This is a genomic window from Rhodospirillales bacterium (assembly GCA_016699855.1).
In the GTDB taxonomy this organism is placed as follows: Bacteria; Pseudomonadota; Alphaproteobacteria; order Reyranellales; family Reyranellaceae.
The window spans coordinates 2,267,317-2,281,732 of the sequence record CP064988.1 but is presented as its reverse complement, the minus strand read 5'-3'; the positions used below and the strand labels follow the sequence as shown (position 1 = coordinate 2,281,732).

Annotated in this window: 14 protein-coding genes and 1 tRNA gene; 5 read left to right on the top strand and 10 right to left on the bottom strand. The window is 72.7% G+C overall.

The window, feature by feature from the left end:
• Positions 1–47 precede the first annotated feature (47 nt).
• Together IPK81_10685 and IPK81_10680 are read left to right on the top strand one after the other, a co-directional pair.
• A complete protein-coding gene (locus IPK81_10685; protein QQS15053.1) occupies positions 48–1,112 on the top strand; it encodes an ABC transporter permease in 1,065 nt (354 codons plus the stop codon).
• 17 nt (positions 1,113–1,129) lie between these two features.
• Complete coding sequence (locus IPK81_10680) at positions 1,130–2,713, top strand: alkaline phosphatase D family protein (GenBank protein QQS14576.1); 1,584 nt, start codon at positions 1,130–1,132, stop codon at positions 2,711–2,713.
• A gap of 5 nt (positions 2,714–2,718) precedes the next feature.
• Here IPK81_10680 and IPK81_10675 read toward each other — a convergent pair whose 3' ends face one another.
• The 8 genes from IPK81_10675 to IPK81_10640 all read right to left on the bottom strand — a co-directional run bounded on the left by IPK81_10675 (position 2,719) and on the right by IPK81_10640 (position 9,883).
• Positions 2,719–3,918 carry an FAD-dependent monooxygenase gene (locus tag IPK81_10675; protein ID QQS14575.1) on the bottom strand — a complete coding sequence of 400 codons (1,200 nt, stop codon included), beginning with the start codon at positions 3,916–3,918 and terminating at the stop codon, positions 2,719–2,721.
• Positions 3,919–3,923: 5 nt separating this feature from the next.
• The gene (gene rpoN, locus IPK81_10670; GenBank protein ID QQS14574.1) at positions 3,924–5,444 is read right to left on the bottom strand and encodes an RNA polymerase factor sigma-54; all 1,521 of its coding nucleotides are present in this window, start codon (positions 5,442–5,444) and stop codon (positions 3,924–3,926) included.
• Between the two features lie 25 nt (positions 5,445–5,469).
• The gene (lptB, locus tag IPK81_10665) at positions 5,470–6,273 is read right to left on the bottom strand and encodes an LPS export ABC transporter ATP-binding protein (GenBank protein QQS14573.1); all 804 of its coding nucleotides are present in this window, start codon (positions 6,271–6,273) and stop codon (positions 5,470–5,472) included.
• Positions 6,274–6,301: 28 nt separating this feature from the next.
• The gene (locus IPK81_10660) at positions 6,302–6,706 is read right to left on the bottom strand and encodes a hypothetical protein (GenBank protein QQS15052.1); all 405 of its coding nucleotides are present in this window, start codon (positions 6,704–6,706) and stop codon (positions 6,302–6,304) included.
• Between the two features lie 527 nt (positions 6,707–7,233).
• Positions 7,234–7,989, bottom strand: a complete 756-nt coding sequence (gene lptC / locus IPK81_10655) for an LPS export ABC transporter periplasmic protein LptC (protein QQS14572.1) — start codon at positions 7,987–7,989, stop codon at positions 7,234–7,236.
• Complete coding sequence (locus IPK81_10650) at positions 7,986–8,993, bottom strand: KpsF/GutQ family sugar-phosphate isomerase (GenBank protein QQS14571.1); 1,008 nt, start codon at positions 8,991–8,993, stop codon at positions 7,986–7,988. Before IPK81_10650 ends, lptC begins: the two co-directional genes overlap by 4 nt.
• A gap of 131 nt (positions 8,994–9,124) precedes the next feature.
• Positions 9,125–9,736 (bottom strand): ribonuclease D, encoded by a 612-nt coding sequence (locus IPK81_10645; protein QQS14570.1) that lies wholly within the window; start codon positions 9,734–9,736, stop codon positions 9,125–9,127.
• Between the two features lie 62 nt (positions 9,737–9,798).
• Positions 9,799–9,883: transfer RNA gene (locus IPK81_10640), tRNA-Leu, on the bottom strand.
• A gap of 161 nt (positions 9,884–10,044) precedes the next feature.
• Between IPK81_10640 and IPK81_10635 the strand changes: the two genes are divergently transcribed.
• Positions 10,045–10,998, top strand: coding sequence for a complex I NDUFA9 subunit family protein (locus tag IPK81_10635; protein QQS14569.1), 954 nt, complete (start codon positions 10,045–10,047; stop codon positions 10,996–10,998).
• A 31-nt stretch (positions 10,999–11,029) separates the two neighbouring features.
• Entirely contained in the window at positions 11,030–11,830 is an 801-nt protein-coding gene (locus IPK81_10630; GenBank protein QQS14568.1) for an enoyl-CoA hydratase/isomerase family protein, read from the top strand.
• Positions 11,831–11,843: 13 nt separating this feature from the next.
• On the opposite strand, the gene IPK81_10625 is transcribed toward IPK81_10630, so the two are convergent.
• Entirely contained in the window at positions 11,844–12,662 is an 819-nt protein-coding gene (locus IPK81_10625) for a tetratricopeptide repeat protein (protein ID QQS14567.1), read from the bottom strand.
• Between the two features lie 72 nt (positions 12,663–12,734).
• On the opposite strand from IPK81_10625, the gene IPK81_10620 reads away from it, so the two are divergent.
• Positions 12,735–13,619 carry an SDR family oxidoreductase gene (locus IPK81_10620; protein QQS14566.1) on the top strand — a complete coding sequence of 295 codons (885 nt, stop codon included), beginning with the start codon at positions 12,735–12,737 and terminating at the stop codon, positions 13,617–13,619.
• 7 nt (positions 13,620–13,626) lie between these two features.
• Here the strand turns inward: IPK81_10620 and IPK81_10615 are convergent, their stop codons facing one another.
• On the bottom strand, positions 13,627–14,388 hold the full coding sequence (locus IPK81_10615; protein ID QQS14565.1) for an alpha/beta hydrolase: 762 nt from the start codon (positions 14,386–14,388) through the stop codon (positions 13,627–13,629).
• Positions 14,389–14,416 lie beyond the last annotated feature (28 nt).

The window sequence follows — 14,416 nt, the reverse complement described above, 5'->3', positions numbered from 1 at the left end:
ATCCGTACGTCGCCGAGCGGCTGACGGCGGAGCAGGAACGCTTCTACATGGCCAACCAGTGGAAGCTGATGTGGTGGCGCCTGCGCCGCCACAAGCCGGCCGTGGTGTGCGGCTTCTTCCTGCTGGCGATGTACGTCTCGACGCTGTTCAGCGAGGTGATCGCGCCCTACGACCAGCAGGCGCGGCACATCAAGCACATCTTCGCGCCGCCGCAGGGCGTGCACCTGTTCCACGAGGGCAAGTTCGTCGGACCGTTCGTCTACGGCTACACGCAGACTCGCGATCCGGACACGCTGCAGCGCGTCTACACGCCGGACACGACGAAGCCGCAGCCGCTGCGCTTCCTCTGCCGCGGCGAGGCCTACGAGTTCTGGGGCATGTTCGACGCCGATTTCCACCTGGTGTGCCCGGCGCGCGAAGGCACGTTCTTCCTGTTCGGCACCGACCGGCTGGGGCGCGACATGTTCAGCCGCGTCGTCTACGCGGCGCGCGTGTCGCTGACGGTCGGCCTGTTCGGCATCACGCTCAGCTTCGCGCTCGGCCTGGTCCTGGGCGGCATCGCCGGCTACTACGGCGGCTGGATCGACAACGTCATCCAGCGCACCATCGAGATCATCAAGAGCTTCCCGCATCTGCCGCTCTGGCTGGCGCTGTCGGCCGCGATGCCGGTCACGTGGTCGCCGTTGCTGGTCTATTTCGGCATCACGCTGATCCTGGCGCTGCTCGACTGGCCCGGGCTGGCCCGGGCCGTCCGGTCGAAGCTGCTCAGCCTGCGCGAGGAGGATTTCGCGACGGCGGCGCATCTGATGGGCGCCTCGCCCCAGCGCATCATCGGCCGGCACCTGATCCCCAGCTTCATGAGCCATCTGATCGCGTCGGCGACGCTCAGCGTGCCGTCGATGATCCTTGCCGAGACCGCGCTGTCGTTCCTCGGTCTGGGGCTGCGGCCGCCGATCGTGTCGTGGGGCGTCCTGCTCAACGACGCCGCCGACATCAACGTCGTCGCCGTCAACTGGTGGCTGATGCTGCCGGTGGTGCCGGTGATCCTCGTGATCCTGTCGTTCCAGTTCTTCGGCGACGGCCTGCGCGACGCCGCCGATCCCTACCACTGACCGCGCGCCGCTCGGCCGTGTCCGTCCCGCTTCCGCCGGCGGCGCCGGCGGTGTCGCGGCGCCTGTTCGCCGGCGCCGCCGCGGCGCTGGCTCTGCCCGGCGGCCGCGTGCTGGCGCGTCCGGGGTTCGACCGCGATCCGTTCGCGCTCGGCGTGGCGTCCGGTGAATCGACCCCCGACGGTTTCGTCATCTGGACCCGCGTTCTGGCCGATCCGGCGTCGACCGCGCCGCTCCACGGCGACGCCTACCGTCTGGTCTACGACATCGCCGAGGATCCGGAGTTCCGCCGCGTCGTGCGCAGCGCCGAGATCCTCGCGCTGCCGCAGGACGCGCATTCCGTCCACGTCGAGGTCCGCGGTCTGAGGCCCGGCCGCGACTACTGGTACCGCTTCGCCCTGCCGCCGGACCACCGAGGCCCCGCCGGCCGCGCCCGCACGGCGCCGGCGCCGGACCAGGCGGTCGACCGCTTCGATCTCGTGTTCGCGTCCTGCCAGCACTACGAGACCGGGTTCTACGGCGCGTGGCGCGACGCCATCCGGACCACCCCCGGTCGGCGGCCTCCCGACGCCGTTCTGTTCCTAGGCGACTACATCTACGAGAGCTCGATCCGCGGGGAGAAGGTCCGCCAACACGGCGCCGGCAAGCCGCGGACGCTCGACGAGTACCGCCGGCGCTACGCGCTCTACAAATCGGACGCCGATCTGCGCGCCGCGCACGCGGCGGCCCCGTGGTTCCCGGTGTGGGACGACCACGAGGTCGAGAACGACTACGCCGGCGACGTCTCGCAGGAGCGCATGGACCCGGCGCGGTTCCGCGCCATCCGCGCCGCCGCGTACCGCGCGTGGTGGGAGCACATGCCGGTACGGCCGTCGATGCGGCCGCGCGGCCCCGACGCGGCGATCCACCGCCGCGTCCGCTTCGGCGACCTGCTGGAGATCGCGTTCCTCGACGGCCGGCAGTACCGCAGCCCGCAACCGTGCCCGCGGCCGGGCCGCTCCGGCAGCAACAACGTCGGCGCGGACTGCGTCGAGCGGCTGTCGCCCGAACTGACGATGCTGGGGCGGGCCCAGGAGGAGTGGCTGCACGCCGGCTTCCGCGCCGCCTCGACGCGCTGGAACCTGATCGCCAACCAGACGCTCGTGGCGCCGGTCGATCTGATGCCCGGTCCGGCGGAGCTGCGGCGCACCGACATCTGGGACGGCTATCCCGCCGCGCGCGGCCGTCTGCTCGACGCCGTCGTGTCCAGCCGGCTGGCCAATCCCGTCGTGTTGTCCGGCGACCTCCACACCAACATCGTCGCCGACCTGCGGGGCGGCGCGTCGGGGGCCGGCGCCGTGGTGGCGACGGAGTTCGTCGGCACCTCGATCAGCTCGCCCGGCCCCTACCGTGGCGAGCTGGCCGAGGCGGCGTTGCGCGCCGAGAACCCGCACGTGCGCTTCGCGACGGCGCGCCACCGCGGCCATGTCGAGCTGTCGATCGGCCGCGACCGGCTGTCGGCCGATCTCCGCATGGTCGAGGACGTGCGCGATCCGGCGACGGCGGCGCGCACCTTGGCGTCGTTCACGGTCGAGAGCGGCAAACCCGGCGCGACGCCGGCCTGACGGCGTCAGGCCGCCGCCTCCGGCCGCGCCGCGTCGTGCCCGTAGAGCCACGCCATCGCCGCGATGGTGCGGTCGCCGGCCTGCGCCATCTGGGCGTCGCGCTTCTCCCGTTCCGGCCCGTCCGCGAGGTGGAAACGGATCTTGTTGGCGCGCGACATCTCCTGCAGCCGGGTCGCGCGCGGCTTGCGCAGAGCCTCGTAGCGCGCCAGCGCGCCGGCGACATCGCCATCGTCCGCCGCCCCGCGCAGGCAGGCCGCGAGCGTGGCGCCGTCCTCGATCGACTGCGCCGCGCCCTGGGCCATGAACGGCAGCATGGCGTGGCACGAATCGCCCAGCAACGTGGCGCGGCCGGCGGTCCAGCGCGGCAGCGGATCGCGGTCGAACAACGCCCAGCGGAACGTCTGGTCGACCGCGCCCACCATCTCGCGCACCCGCGGATGCCAGCCCTCGAGCGCCGCCAGCGCGTCGGCCACCTCGCCCGGTTCGACCCACGATTCGCGGGTCCAGCCGTCCTGCTCCTTGACGACGACGAAGTTCACCAGCCGGCCGCCGGCGACGAAGTAGTGCACGACATGGCCGGCCGGCCCCATCCAGTTGTTGGACACCACCTCGAGGTCGAGATGCCGTAGCCGCTCCGCCGGCACCAGGCCGCGCCACGCGACGCAGCCGGTGAAGCGCGGCCGGTCGGGACCGAACAGCGCCTGTCGCACGCGCGAATGGATGCCGTCGGCGCCGACCAGGATGTCGGCCTCGATCCGCGCGCCGTTCTCGAACCGCGCCTCGACGCGGTCGCCGTGGTCGGTCATCTCCGCGAAGCGGTGGCCGAGACGGACCCGCTCCACCGGCACCGCCGAGGCGATCGCCGCGATCAGATCGGCGCGGTGGAAATGGTAGTAGGGCGAGCCGAACGCGGCCTCGACCTCGGGCCCCAGCGGCGCGCGCTGCAGGGTGCGGCCGTCGTCCCAGCGCCGCTGGTGCACGGCCACGGGCCGGACGCCGTCGACCGCCAGGGCGTCGGCGAGGCCGAGCCCGTGCAGGATGCGCGACGCGTTGGGGCTGATCTGGATGCCGGCGCCGATCTCGCCCAGCGACGCCGCCTGCTCGTAGACCCGCGCGTCGATGCCGGCGCGCAGCAGGGACGCCGCCGCCGCGAGTCCGCCGATGCCGCCGCCGACCACCGCGACCGATAGGGTCCGGCCGCGCATCGCCGTCAGCCCGCCGCCGCCTGCGCCGCCGAGCCGTGGCCGGCGAAGGTCTTCTCGCGGCGGCGCTGGACGGAGGAGGGGATGCGCATCGCCTCGCGGTATTTCGCGACCGTGCGGCGCGCGATCTCGACACCCTGCTCGCGCAGCAGCTCGACGAGGCGGTCGTCCGACACCGGCGCGTCGGCGCGTTCGCCGTCGACCAGGCCGCGGATGCGCGCGCGCACCGCCTCGGCCGACACCGATTCGGCGCCGCGGGTGGCGGGGATCGCGCTGGTGAAGAAATACTTGAGCTCGAAGGTGCCGCGCGGCGTGGCCATGAACTTGTTGGTGGTGACGCGGCTGACGGTGCTCTCGTGCAGGCCGGTGGCGGCGGCGATGTCGCGCAGCACCAGCGGCCGCAGCGCCGTCACGCCGTGGCGGAAGAACGCGTCCTGCTGGGCCACGATCTCGCGCGACACCTTGAGGATCGTGGTGGCGCGCTGCTCGAGCGCCTTCACCAGCCAGTTGGCGTTCTGCCAGCGCTCGCCGACGAACTCCTTCTCCGACTTGTCGCGCGCGCCGCGCACCAGCGCCTTGAAGTAGCCGCGGTCGGCCAGCACGCGCGGCAGCGCGTCGGTGTTGAGCTCGACCATCCACACCTCGCCCAGCTCGGCGTGGCGCACGCGCCGCAGGAACACGTCCGGAGTCGCCGCCCGCGCCGGCTCGCCGCCGAAGCGCAGTCCCGGCTTGGGGTCGAGCGTGCGGATCTCGGCGAGCATGTCGGCCACGTCCTCGGCGTCGACGCCGCAGCGCCGCGAGAGGCCGGCGAGGTCGCGCCGCGCCAGCAGGTCGAGGTTGTCGAGCAGCGCGCGCATCGCCGGATCGAGCCGGTCGCGTTCCTCGAGCTGCGCCGCCAGGCACTCCGCCAGTCCGCGGCTGAACAGGCCCGGCGGATCGAGCCGCCGCAGCCGGGCGAGGACCGCCTCGAGCCGCTCGGCCGACATTCCGAGCGCGGCCGCCACCGGCGCGGGATCCTCGGCGAGGTAGCCGGTCTCGTCGAGCAGGTCGACGAGGCGGACCGCCAGCGTCCGGTCGGCGGGATCGGTGAGCTCCAGCGCGATCTGCGCCAGTACGTGGCGTTGCAGGGAGATGTCGCCGGCCGCGATGCGGGCGACCGAGTCCGGCCGCTCGTCGCCGTCGTCGCGGCGCGTCTCGCCGCGCGTCGAGGTGCCGTCGCCGCCGGCGTCGCGGTACTCGCCCTCCCAGCGGTCGTCGGCCTCGCCGAGCGCCGTGGCGCCGTCGGCGATGGCGGCGGCCGAATCGGCCGGCGCGGCGGCCGGCTCGGGCGCGGCGGCGACCGGCTCCGCCACCGGCGCCTCGTCGTCGCGCGGCGCCTCGGCGAGCAGGGGATTGCTCTCCAGTTCGCTGGCGATGTAGGCGGCGAGCTCGAGCTGCGACAGCTGCAACAGCTTGATCGCCTGCTGCAGCTGGGGCGTCATCACCAGCGACTGGCGCTGGCCGAGGACGAGGCGGGGGCCGATCGCCATGGTCTCGCTCTGATCCCGGGCGGCGCTAGAGCGTGAAGCGCTTGCCGAGGTAGACGCGCTGCACTTCCTCGTTGGCGACGATCTCGGCGGGACGGCCCTCCACCAGCACCTGGCCGGCGTGCATGATGTAGGCGCGGTCGACGATCTCCAGCGTGTCGCGCACGTTGTGATCGGTGATCAGCACGCCGATGCCGCGGTCGCGCAGGTGGCTGACCATCTCGCGGATCTCCTCGACGGCGATCGGATCCACGCCGGCCAGCGGCTCGTCGAGCAGGATGAAATGCGGCCGCGACGCCAGCGCGCGCGCGATCTCGACGCGGCGGCGCTCGCCGCCCGACAGCGCCATGGCGGGCGCGTCGCGCAGATGGGCGATGTTGAACTCCTCGAGCAGCGCGTCGACCGTGTCCTCGAGCGCGCGCCGGTCCGGCTCGACCAGCTCGAGCACGGCGCGCAGGTTGTCGGCGACGCTCATGGTGCGGAACACCGAGGCTTCCTGCGGCAGGTAGCCGACGCCGAGGCGGGCGCGGCGGAACATCGGCAGCGCCGTGATGTCGCGTCCGTCGAGCGTGACGGACCCGGAATCGGCCTGCACCAGCCCGCACATCATGTAGAACGTCGTCGTCTTGCCGGCGCCGTTGGGCCCGAGCAGGCCGACCGCCTCGCCGCGCTGCACGGTGATCGACACGTCGCGCACGACCGGGCGGCGGTTGTAGGTCTTGCACAGCGCGTGCGCCTGCAGACCGCTGTCGGTCGACACCAGACGCGGGCCGGGCCGCTGGCCGCCCGGCGCCGGCGCTTTCGGGCGCCACCCTTTCAATCCACCGAACATCGTGGTCGTCGCGCCCCCGGTCCCGTGTTCAGCGCTTCGGCTGCGCGGCGGCGGGCGCGGCGCCCGCCGGCTTCGGCTCGCCGCAAGGGCGGGCGCCGGGCCGTCCGGTCGGATTGGGATCGGGCTCGGCGGCCTCCTTGTTGGGCTCGAGGAGGCCGGTGACCCGCCCGCCCGTCAGCCTTGTGAAACCAGTGCGCGTGTTCATCTCGGCGGTCTCGCCGTTCATCTGCTCGCGGCCGCGCGTCAGGCGCACGTTGCCGGTCAGCACGGCCGTGCCGGTGTTGGGGTCGTACAGTCCCTTGTCGGCGTGCGCGAACCCCCTCGCACGAGGCGAGGTAGACGTGCCCCAGCGCCTCGACCCTGGCGATGCGCTGTTTGCCCTTGGAGGCGACCGCGCCGGGCGCCGGCGCCGAGCCGTCCTTGGGCTCGAAATACGCCACCATCTGGTCGGCCCGCATCTCCTCGTTGTCGCGCGTCAGCACGACGGCGCCGCGGGCGACCGCGTAGCGCTTCTCGTCCCACAGCTCGATGCTGTCGCGCGCCGTCAACCGGCCGTCCGGATTGGAGATCGCGAGGTTGCGGCCGGTCAGGCGCGCGACCTTGTTGTCGTTGTCGTAGACGCCCTTGTCGCCGGTGGCGATCGAATCGACGCTGGCGATCCTGACGTTGCCCTCGGCGTCGACCCGGAACACGTCGTTCTTGCCCCCGGTCTCGCGGTAGTACGCGGTCACCTTGTCTGCGGTGATCGTGTATTCGCCGCGGGTCACGCGGGCGTTGCCGCGCGCGACGTAGACGCGGGCGATCTTGTCCCACTCGATGCCCTCGTCGGCCGAGATCTCGACCCTGGGCTTCTCGCGCGCCTCCGGCTTGGCGGCCTGCTGCTGCGCCGGGGCGGCGGCGGCCAGCGCCAGCCAGACGCACGCCGCGAGCGCCGGGCGGAGGATCGCGGCGCGCGCCATGTCAGCCGCCACCCGACGGCGGCGCGGTGGGAGCGGTCGACGCCGGCGGATCGTCCTTGGCCTCGAGGACGACGCGCGACTTGCCGGTCAGCACGACGCGCTCGCCGCGCTGGCTGGCGTGGAAGCCTTCGCCGGCCAGCTCGCCGCTGGGGCCGTGTCCCGTGACCGGCCGGTCGCCATAGGCCGCCGACCCGTCGAGGTCGACGCGCGCCCGCTCGGTGACGAGCGTGTGGCCGTTGTCCTGGAACAGCGTCACCTCGCCGGCAAGGTCCAGCAGATGCAGCTTTTCGTCGTAGCGGCCGGTGTCGGCGGTGATCGCCAACCAGCGGTTCTTGCCATCGAGAAGGTCGGCCTTGGGCCGCGCCAGATCGAACACCTTCTCCTGCTTGGTCCGCTGCACGGCGTGGTCGGCGGTGACGGTGTAGGGTTTGCGGCCCTTGTCGTTGCCGGCGAAATGCGGACTGGTCATCCGCATGTACTCCTGCCGGTCCTGCACCTGCGGCATGCGGCCGAGCGGAATGCCGGTCGATCCACCGAACATCGGCCACACCAATCCGGCCAGCACGACGGCCAGCGCGATCAGCGGCAGCGCCACGCGGATATGGTCGGCGTAGGCCGCGACCCACGGATCGGAATCGTCGCGCTTCAAACCGATGACGCGGTCCAGCCGGCTGCGGTCGCGGCCGGGATCGGCGACGAAGCGCTGGATGCCCGGCGCGACCGCGACGCCGTCGACTGGAGGAACCGCGCCGGTCATGCGACGCCCGCGCGCAGGCAGTCGTGCAGATGCAGGATGCCGACCGGACGGCCCTCCTCGAGCACGAACAGGCTGGTGATGCCTTTGCCGGTAGCGTTCATCGCGCGCACGGCCTCGGCCGCCAGCGCGTCGGCGGCGATCGTGCGCGGCCTTGGCGTCATGATCTCGCGCGCGGCGCGGGCGAGCAGGCCGGGGTCCATGTGGCGCCGCAGGTCGCCGTCGGTCACGATCCCGGTCAGGCGGCCGGCGGAGTCGACCACGGCGACGCAGCCGAAGCTTTTGGCCGTCATCTCGATCAGCGCCTCGGCCATCGGCGTGGCCTCGCCGACCACAGGCAGCGCCGGCGCGCGGTGCATGATGTCGCCGACCTTGACCAGGCGCTGGCCGAGCCGGCCGCCGGGATGGAACACGCGGAAATGGGACGCTGTGAATCCCTTGCGTTCCAGCAGCGCCACCGCCAGCGCGTCGCCCAGCGCCAGGGTCGCGGTGGTCGACGTGGTCGGCGCGAGGCCCATCGGGCAGGCCTCCGGCACGTCAGGCAGCGTCAACACCGCGTCGGCCGCGCGCGCCAGCGTCGAGTCGTTCCGGCCGACGATCGCGACCAACGGAATCGCGAAGCGTTTGACGTGCAGGATCAGGTCCGACAATTCCGGCGTCTCGCCGGAATTGGAGATCGCCAGCACGACGTCGTCAGCGACGACCATGCCGAGATCGCCGTGCGAGGCCTCGGCGGGATGGACGAAATGGGCCGGCGTGCCGGTCGAGGCGAAAGTGGCCGCGATCTTGCCGCCGATATGGCTGTTCTTGCCCATGCCGGACACGATGACCCGGCCGCGCGCGCCGCCCAGCAGGTCGAGCGCGCGCGCGAACGGCTCTCCCAGCCCGTCGGCGAGCGCACGCAGCGCCGAGGCCTCCGTCGCGAGGACCCGGCGGGCGCTGTCGAGGTCGCCCCTGGGGCCTGCCGAAGGCGGGCCGGATGGTGCGACGCGGGGCGAAGCGTTCATAGCCGTGCACCTTAACAGCGCCCCGTCGGCGGCGCCAAAGCAATTTTCGCGCCAATGCGCGACGCCTCGTCACGGAAAATATGGATCCGGGGACGGTTCGAGGCGCCCCAAGTCGAAGCGCCCGCCTGTACCTAGTGCGCGAATATGTCGATATCGGGCCAGCCGTCGAGGTCGAGCTGGGCGCGGGCCGGCAGGAATCGGAACGCGGCCTCGGCGAGGTCGCGGCGGCCCTCCCGCTCCAGCATCTCGTCGAGCCGGGCCTTGATCTTGTGCAGATGCAGGACGTCGGACGCGGCGTAGGCGATCTGCTCGTCGGTCAGCTTGTCGGCGCCCCAGTCGGAACTCTGCTGCTGCTTCGACAGGTCGACCCCGGCGAGGTCCTTGCAGAGGTCCTTCAGGCCGTATTTATCGGTGAACGTCCGCACCAGCTTGGCCGCGATCTTGGTGCAATACACCGGCCTGGTGTCGACGCCGAGGTAGTGGCGCATGACCGCGATGTCGAAGCGCGCGAAGTGGAACAGCTTCAGGCGGGTCGGATCCGTCAGCAGCGCCTTCAGGTTGGGCGCGTGGTAGATCCCCTTGGCGAACTGCACGAGATGGGCGTCGCCGTCGCCGGCCGAGAGTTGCACCACGCACAGCCGGTCGCGGTGGGGATTGAGGCCCATCGTCTCGCTGTCGATGGCGACGACCGGTCCGAGGTCGAGCCCGCCGGGCAGATCGCCGCGATGCAGATGGTTCGCCATGGCTCAACGCGCGGACGCGTCCTCCAAAAGGAAACGCCGTCCCGGAGGGACGGCGCGGCGGATGGTGCCCTGGAGAAGACTCGAACTTCCACGCCTCGCGGCACTAGAACCTGAATCTAGCGCGTCTACCAATTCCGCCACCAGGGCACGTCCCGTCCGCTTGCGGGCGGCGGACTGGTACTGCCCCGGCCGCGCGATGTCAACAGCGCGCGCTCGCCCCGGCCGCGGCGCGCGGAGCCCTTTCCGGATGGCGCGGCGTTGTACTATACGCGGGCGGCGGGGTGGCGCGCCGGGTGGAGAGGCGAACGATGGATATCAGGCAGGTGACGGTGTTCGGCGGCACGGGCTTCGTCGGCCGCCACGTGGTGCGCGCGCTGGCGGCGCGCGGCCTGCGCGTGCGCGTCGCCGTGCGCCATCCCGAGCTGGCCGATTTCACGCACATGGCGGGCGATGTCGGCCAGGTCATGGCGGTGCTCGCCAACCTGCGATACCCGGCCTCGGTCGCCGCCGCCGTCGCCGGCAGCCAAGCCGTCGTCAACGCCGCCGGCATCCCCTTCCAGCGCGGCCGCCAGCGCTACGACGCGGTGCACGCCGCAGGCGCCCGCCACATCGCGGAGGCCGCCGCGCGGGCCGGCGTGTCGCGGTTGATCCACGTCTCCGGCCTCGGCGCCCAGGCGCCGCGCAGCGGCAACGCCTTCGTCGAATCCAAGGCGATGGCCGAGCACGAGATGAACCGCGCGTTTCCCGCAGTGACGATCCTGCGGCCCAGCGTCGTGTTCGGACCCGAGGACAAGTTCTTCAACAAGCTGGCGCTGACCGCCAAGATGGCGCCGTTCATGCCGGTGTTCGCGGGCGGCACCGCCCGCTTCCAGCCGGTCTACGTCGTCGACGTGGCCGAGGCGGCGGCGCGGGCGCTGCTCGATCCGCGCGCCGCGTTCGGCGTCTATGAGCTGGGCGGACCGCGGGTCTACACCTACCGCGAGCTCGCCGAGCTGACGCTGCGGATGACCGGCCGGACGCGGCGGATCGTGTCGCTGCCGGTGTGGCCGGCGCGGATCGCGGCGTTCTTCGCCGAGTTCCTGCCGGTGCCGCCGATCACCCGCGACCAGCTCGACCTGCTGACGCGCGACAGCGTGGTCGGCGCCGGCCGGCCGGGCTTCGCCGAGCTCGGCATGGCGCCGCATTCGGCCGAGGCGATCCTGCCGTCCTATCTCGACCGCTACCGGCCGTCCGGCCGCTACGACGTCGCCGCACCGGCCTGACGGCCGCCATCCGCCGCCGGGAGTCCGCGCCATGCCGAAGGTGCACGTCGAACGGGTCGGCGCGGTCGCGGTGGTCGCGTTCGACAATCCACCGATGGGCTACCTCGACGCCGCCGTCGTCGCCGAGCTCGACGCGGTCACGGCCGGGGTCGCGGCCGACGACGCCGTGCGCGCCGTGGTGTTCACCAGCCGCATCCCCGGGGTGTTCATCCGCCACTACGACGTCGCGGAGCTGTCGGCGCTGTCGCGGAACCTGCGCGCCAAGGGCCGGACGTTCATCGAGGAGAGGCTGGCGCCGGAGCGGCCGTTGGACGGCGTGTTCGCGCGTCTGGAGACGATGCCCAAGGCCGCGATCGCGGCGATCGATGGCATCGCCATGGGCGGCGGGTTCGAGTTCTGCCTGGCGTGCGACATCCGGATCGCCGCGCGCGGGCCCTACACGCTGGGGCAGCCGGAGATCAACATCGGCATCCTCGCCGGCGCCGGCGGCACGCAGCGCCTGGCGCGCGTGGTCGGCCCGGCGCGGGCGCTGGAGATGTCGCTGCGCGGCCGCGTCGTGACGCCCGACGAGGCGGCGTCGATCGGCATGGTGCACGAGGCGGTGGACGGCAGCGCCTTCGACCGCGCCATGGAGATCGCCGCGGAGTGCGCCCGGAAGCCGCCACGCGCCACCGGCCATATCAAGCGCCTGATCCGGCTCGCGCACGAGACGCCGCTGTCGCGCGGACTGGCGCTCGAACGCACCCTGTTCCTCGATCTCGCGGTGTCGGACGAGGCGGCGGCGCTGATGGAGACGATGGTGCGCGACGGCCGCGACATCCGCGACATGTGAGCGCGGCCGCGGCTCAGCGCGGCTTCTCACCGGGTTTACGCGGCGCCGGCGGCGTTCCGGGCACGGCGGCCGGCGGTGGACCCAGCGGCGCCGCCAGTCCCGCGTTGGCCCGTTCCGCCAGCTCGCTGTTGGCCGGCACGACCGAGAGCACCTTGCGAAGATCGGCGTCGCTGCCGGCCTTGTCGCGCAGCATCCGGCGGGCCAGCCCGCGTTCGAGCAGGCCTTCCGGGTAGTTGGGCTCGAGCTTGAGCGCGGCCTCGGCGTCGTTGCGCGCCGCGGCGGCGTCATTGAGGTTGCGGTGGGCGGCGGCGCGCACCACGAGGATGTCGGGGCGGGCGGGCGCCAGCGACAGCGCCCGTGTCAGGTCGGCGACCGCGTCGCGGTAGGCGCCGACGGCTGCGTAGGTGATGCTGCGGTCGACCCAGATCTCGGCGTTCTTCGGGTCGAGCAGGATGGCGGCGTTCTGCATCTGCAGCGCGCGGTCGGCGATGCGCGCCGCCTGGTAGGCCTGGCCGGACTGCGCGAAGACCTCGGCGCGCAGCGCGAGGCTCTGGCCGGTCATCTCGCGGCCCAGCCCCTCGAGACGCTGCGCCGCCTCGATGTACTGGCCCAGCTCGTACATCGCGATCGCCGCGCAATGGCGCGCGCCGATGCCGCCGCCGGCCGCGTGCCACGACTGCGCCACCTCCAGCGCCCGGCGCGGTTCGCTGCGCGCCACGGCCATGCACGACTGGTACTGGCGGTTGGGATCGGCGAAGGGCGATTGCGCGCCCGCGCCCGCGGCGGAGGTCGCGAGGCAGACGAACGCGGTGACGGCGGCGAGGCGGCGCATGGCGTATACACTTGGGCCGGCGCGCATCCCGACGCAAGCGCCTCGCATCCCGCCACCCGACCAGGGGAGCCCGTGACCAGCGACCGCCTGTTCATCCTCGGCCTCGGCGACTCCGCGCTCCGGCTGGCGCGGCGCGCGCGGGCGCGCGGCTTCGCGGTCGCCGGCACGGTGCGCGGCGGGGACAAGGCGCGGGCCCTGCGCGCGGAGGGCATCGAGGCCGTGCCGCTGGTCGAGGGCGGCGCCGACGCCGCGCGCGCGGCGCTGTCGGGCGCCACGCACGTCCTGGGATCGATCCCGCCTGACGATTCCGGCGATCCCGGTCTGACGCTCCTCGCCGACGATGTCGCGCGCGCGGCGCCGCGCTGGCTCGGCTACCTCGGCACCACCGGCGTCTATGGCGACCGTGGCGGCGGCTGGGTCGACGAGGACGCGCCGGTCGCGCCGTCCAGCGAGCGCGCCCGGCGGCGCGTCGTGGCGGAGGCGCAATGGACCGCGCTCGGCGGGCGCGTCGGCCGCGCACCGGACATCTTCCGCCTGCCCGGCATCTACGGCCCCGGCCGCAGCGCGCTCGACCAGGTCCGTGCCGGCACGGCGCGCCGCGTCGACAAGCCCGGCCAGATGTTCTCGCGTATCCACGTCGACGATATCGGCACGGCGGTGCTGGCGGCGATCGACCGCGGCGGGGACGGCCGGATCTACAACGTGGCCGACGACGAGCCCGCGCCGCAGGCGGACGTCGTGGCCTTCGCGTGCGCGCTGCTCGGCATCGAGCCGCCGCCCCTGGTTCCCTACACCGAGATCGAGGCCTCGCTCTCGCCGATGGCGCGGTCCTTCTATGCCGAGAGCCGCCGCGTGCGGAACGACCGCCTGCGCCGCGAACTGGGCGTCGCGCTGGCCTATCCGACCTACCGCGAAGGGCTGCTCGCCATCCACGCCGCCGAGACGGCGGAACACTGAGGCCGCCTCACGCGCCGCACATGCGCGCCACCGCATCGGTCAGGCGGGCGATATCGGCCGGCGTCGACAGGCGGTGGTCGCCATCCCTCGTGAGCGTGAATGCGGTGTCCGGCGCCTCGATGTGCTCGAAAAGCCGCCGCGAATGCTCCCACGGCACGTCGGGATCGCGCATGCCGTGGAATAGATGCGCCGGACCCGCGAGGCGCAACGGCGCGCGCAGAACCAGATGGTTCCGGCCCTCCTCGATCAGGCGCCAAGTCAGCAGGTCGGGTTCGTCGACGTAGCGGCTGGGACGCCGCAGGATCCCGTCGCGCTCCAGGGTCGCGCGCTGCTCCGGCGTCAGACGTTGCAGCATCAGATCCTCGGTGAAGTCGGGCGCGGCGGCGATGCCGATCCAGCCGGCGACCCGGTCGGGCCGCGCCTTGGCCGTCAGCAAGGACAGCCAGCCGCCCATGCTCGAGCCGACCAGCACGAGCGGGCCCGCGGTCAGCGTGTCGACGACCGTCAGCGAATCGTCGAGCCAGCGGCCGATGGTGCCGTCGCGGAAATCGCCGGACGACGCGCCGTGCGCGAAATAGTCGAAGCGCACGTAGGCGCGGCCGGCGGCCGCCGCCCACGCGTCGAGCGCCGTCGCCTTGGTGCCGGTCATGTCCGAGCGGAAGCCGCCGAAGAACACGACGGTGGGCCCGCGACCCTGCCGCGCGCGGCACGCGATTGTCGCGCCATCGGGCCGTGTTAAGGTCCGGATATCCTCCGTTCCTGCCGCCATGTCGGGAAGTTCCTCCAGCGTCGAGAGC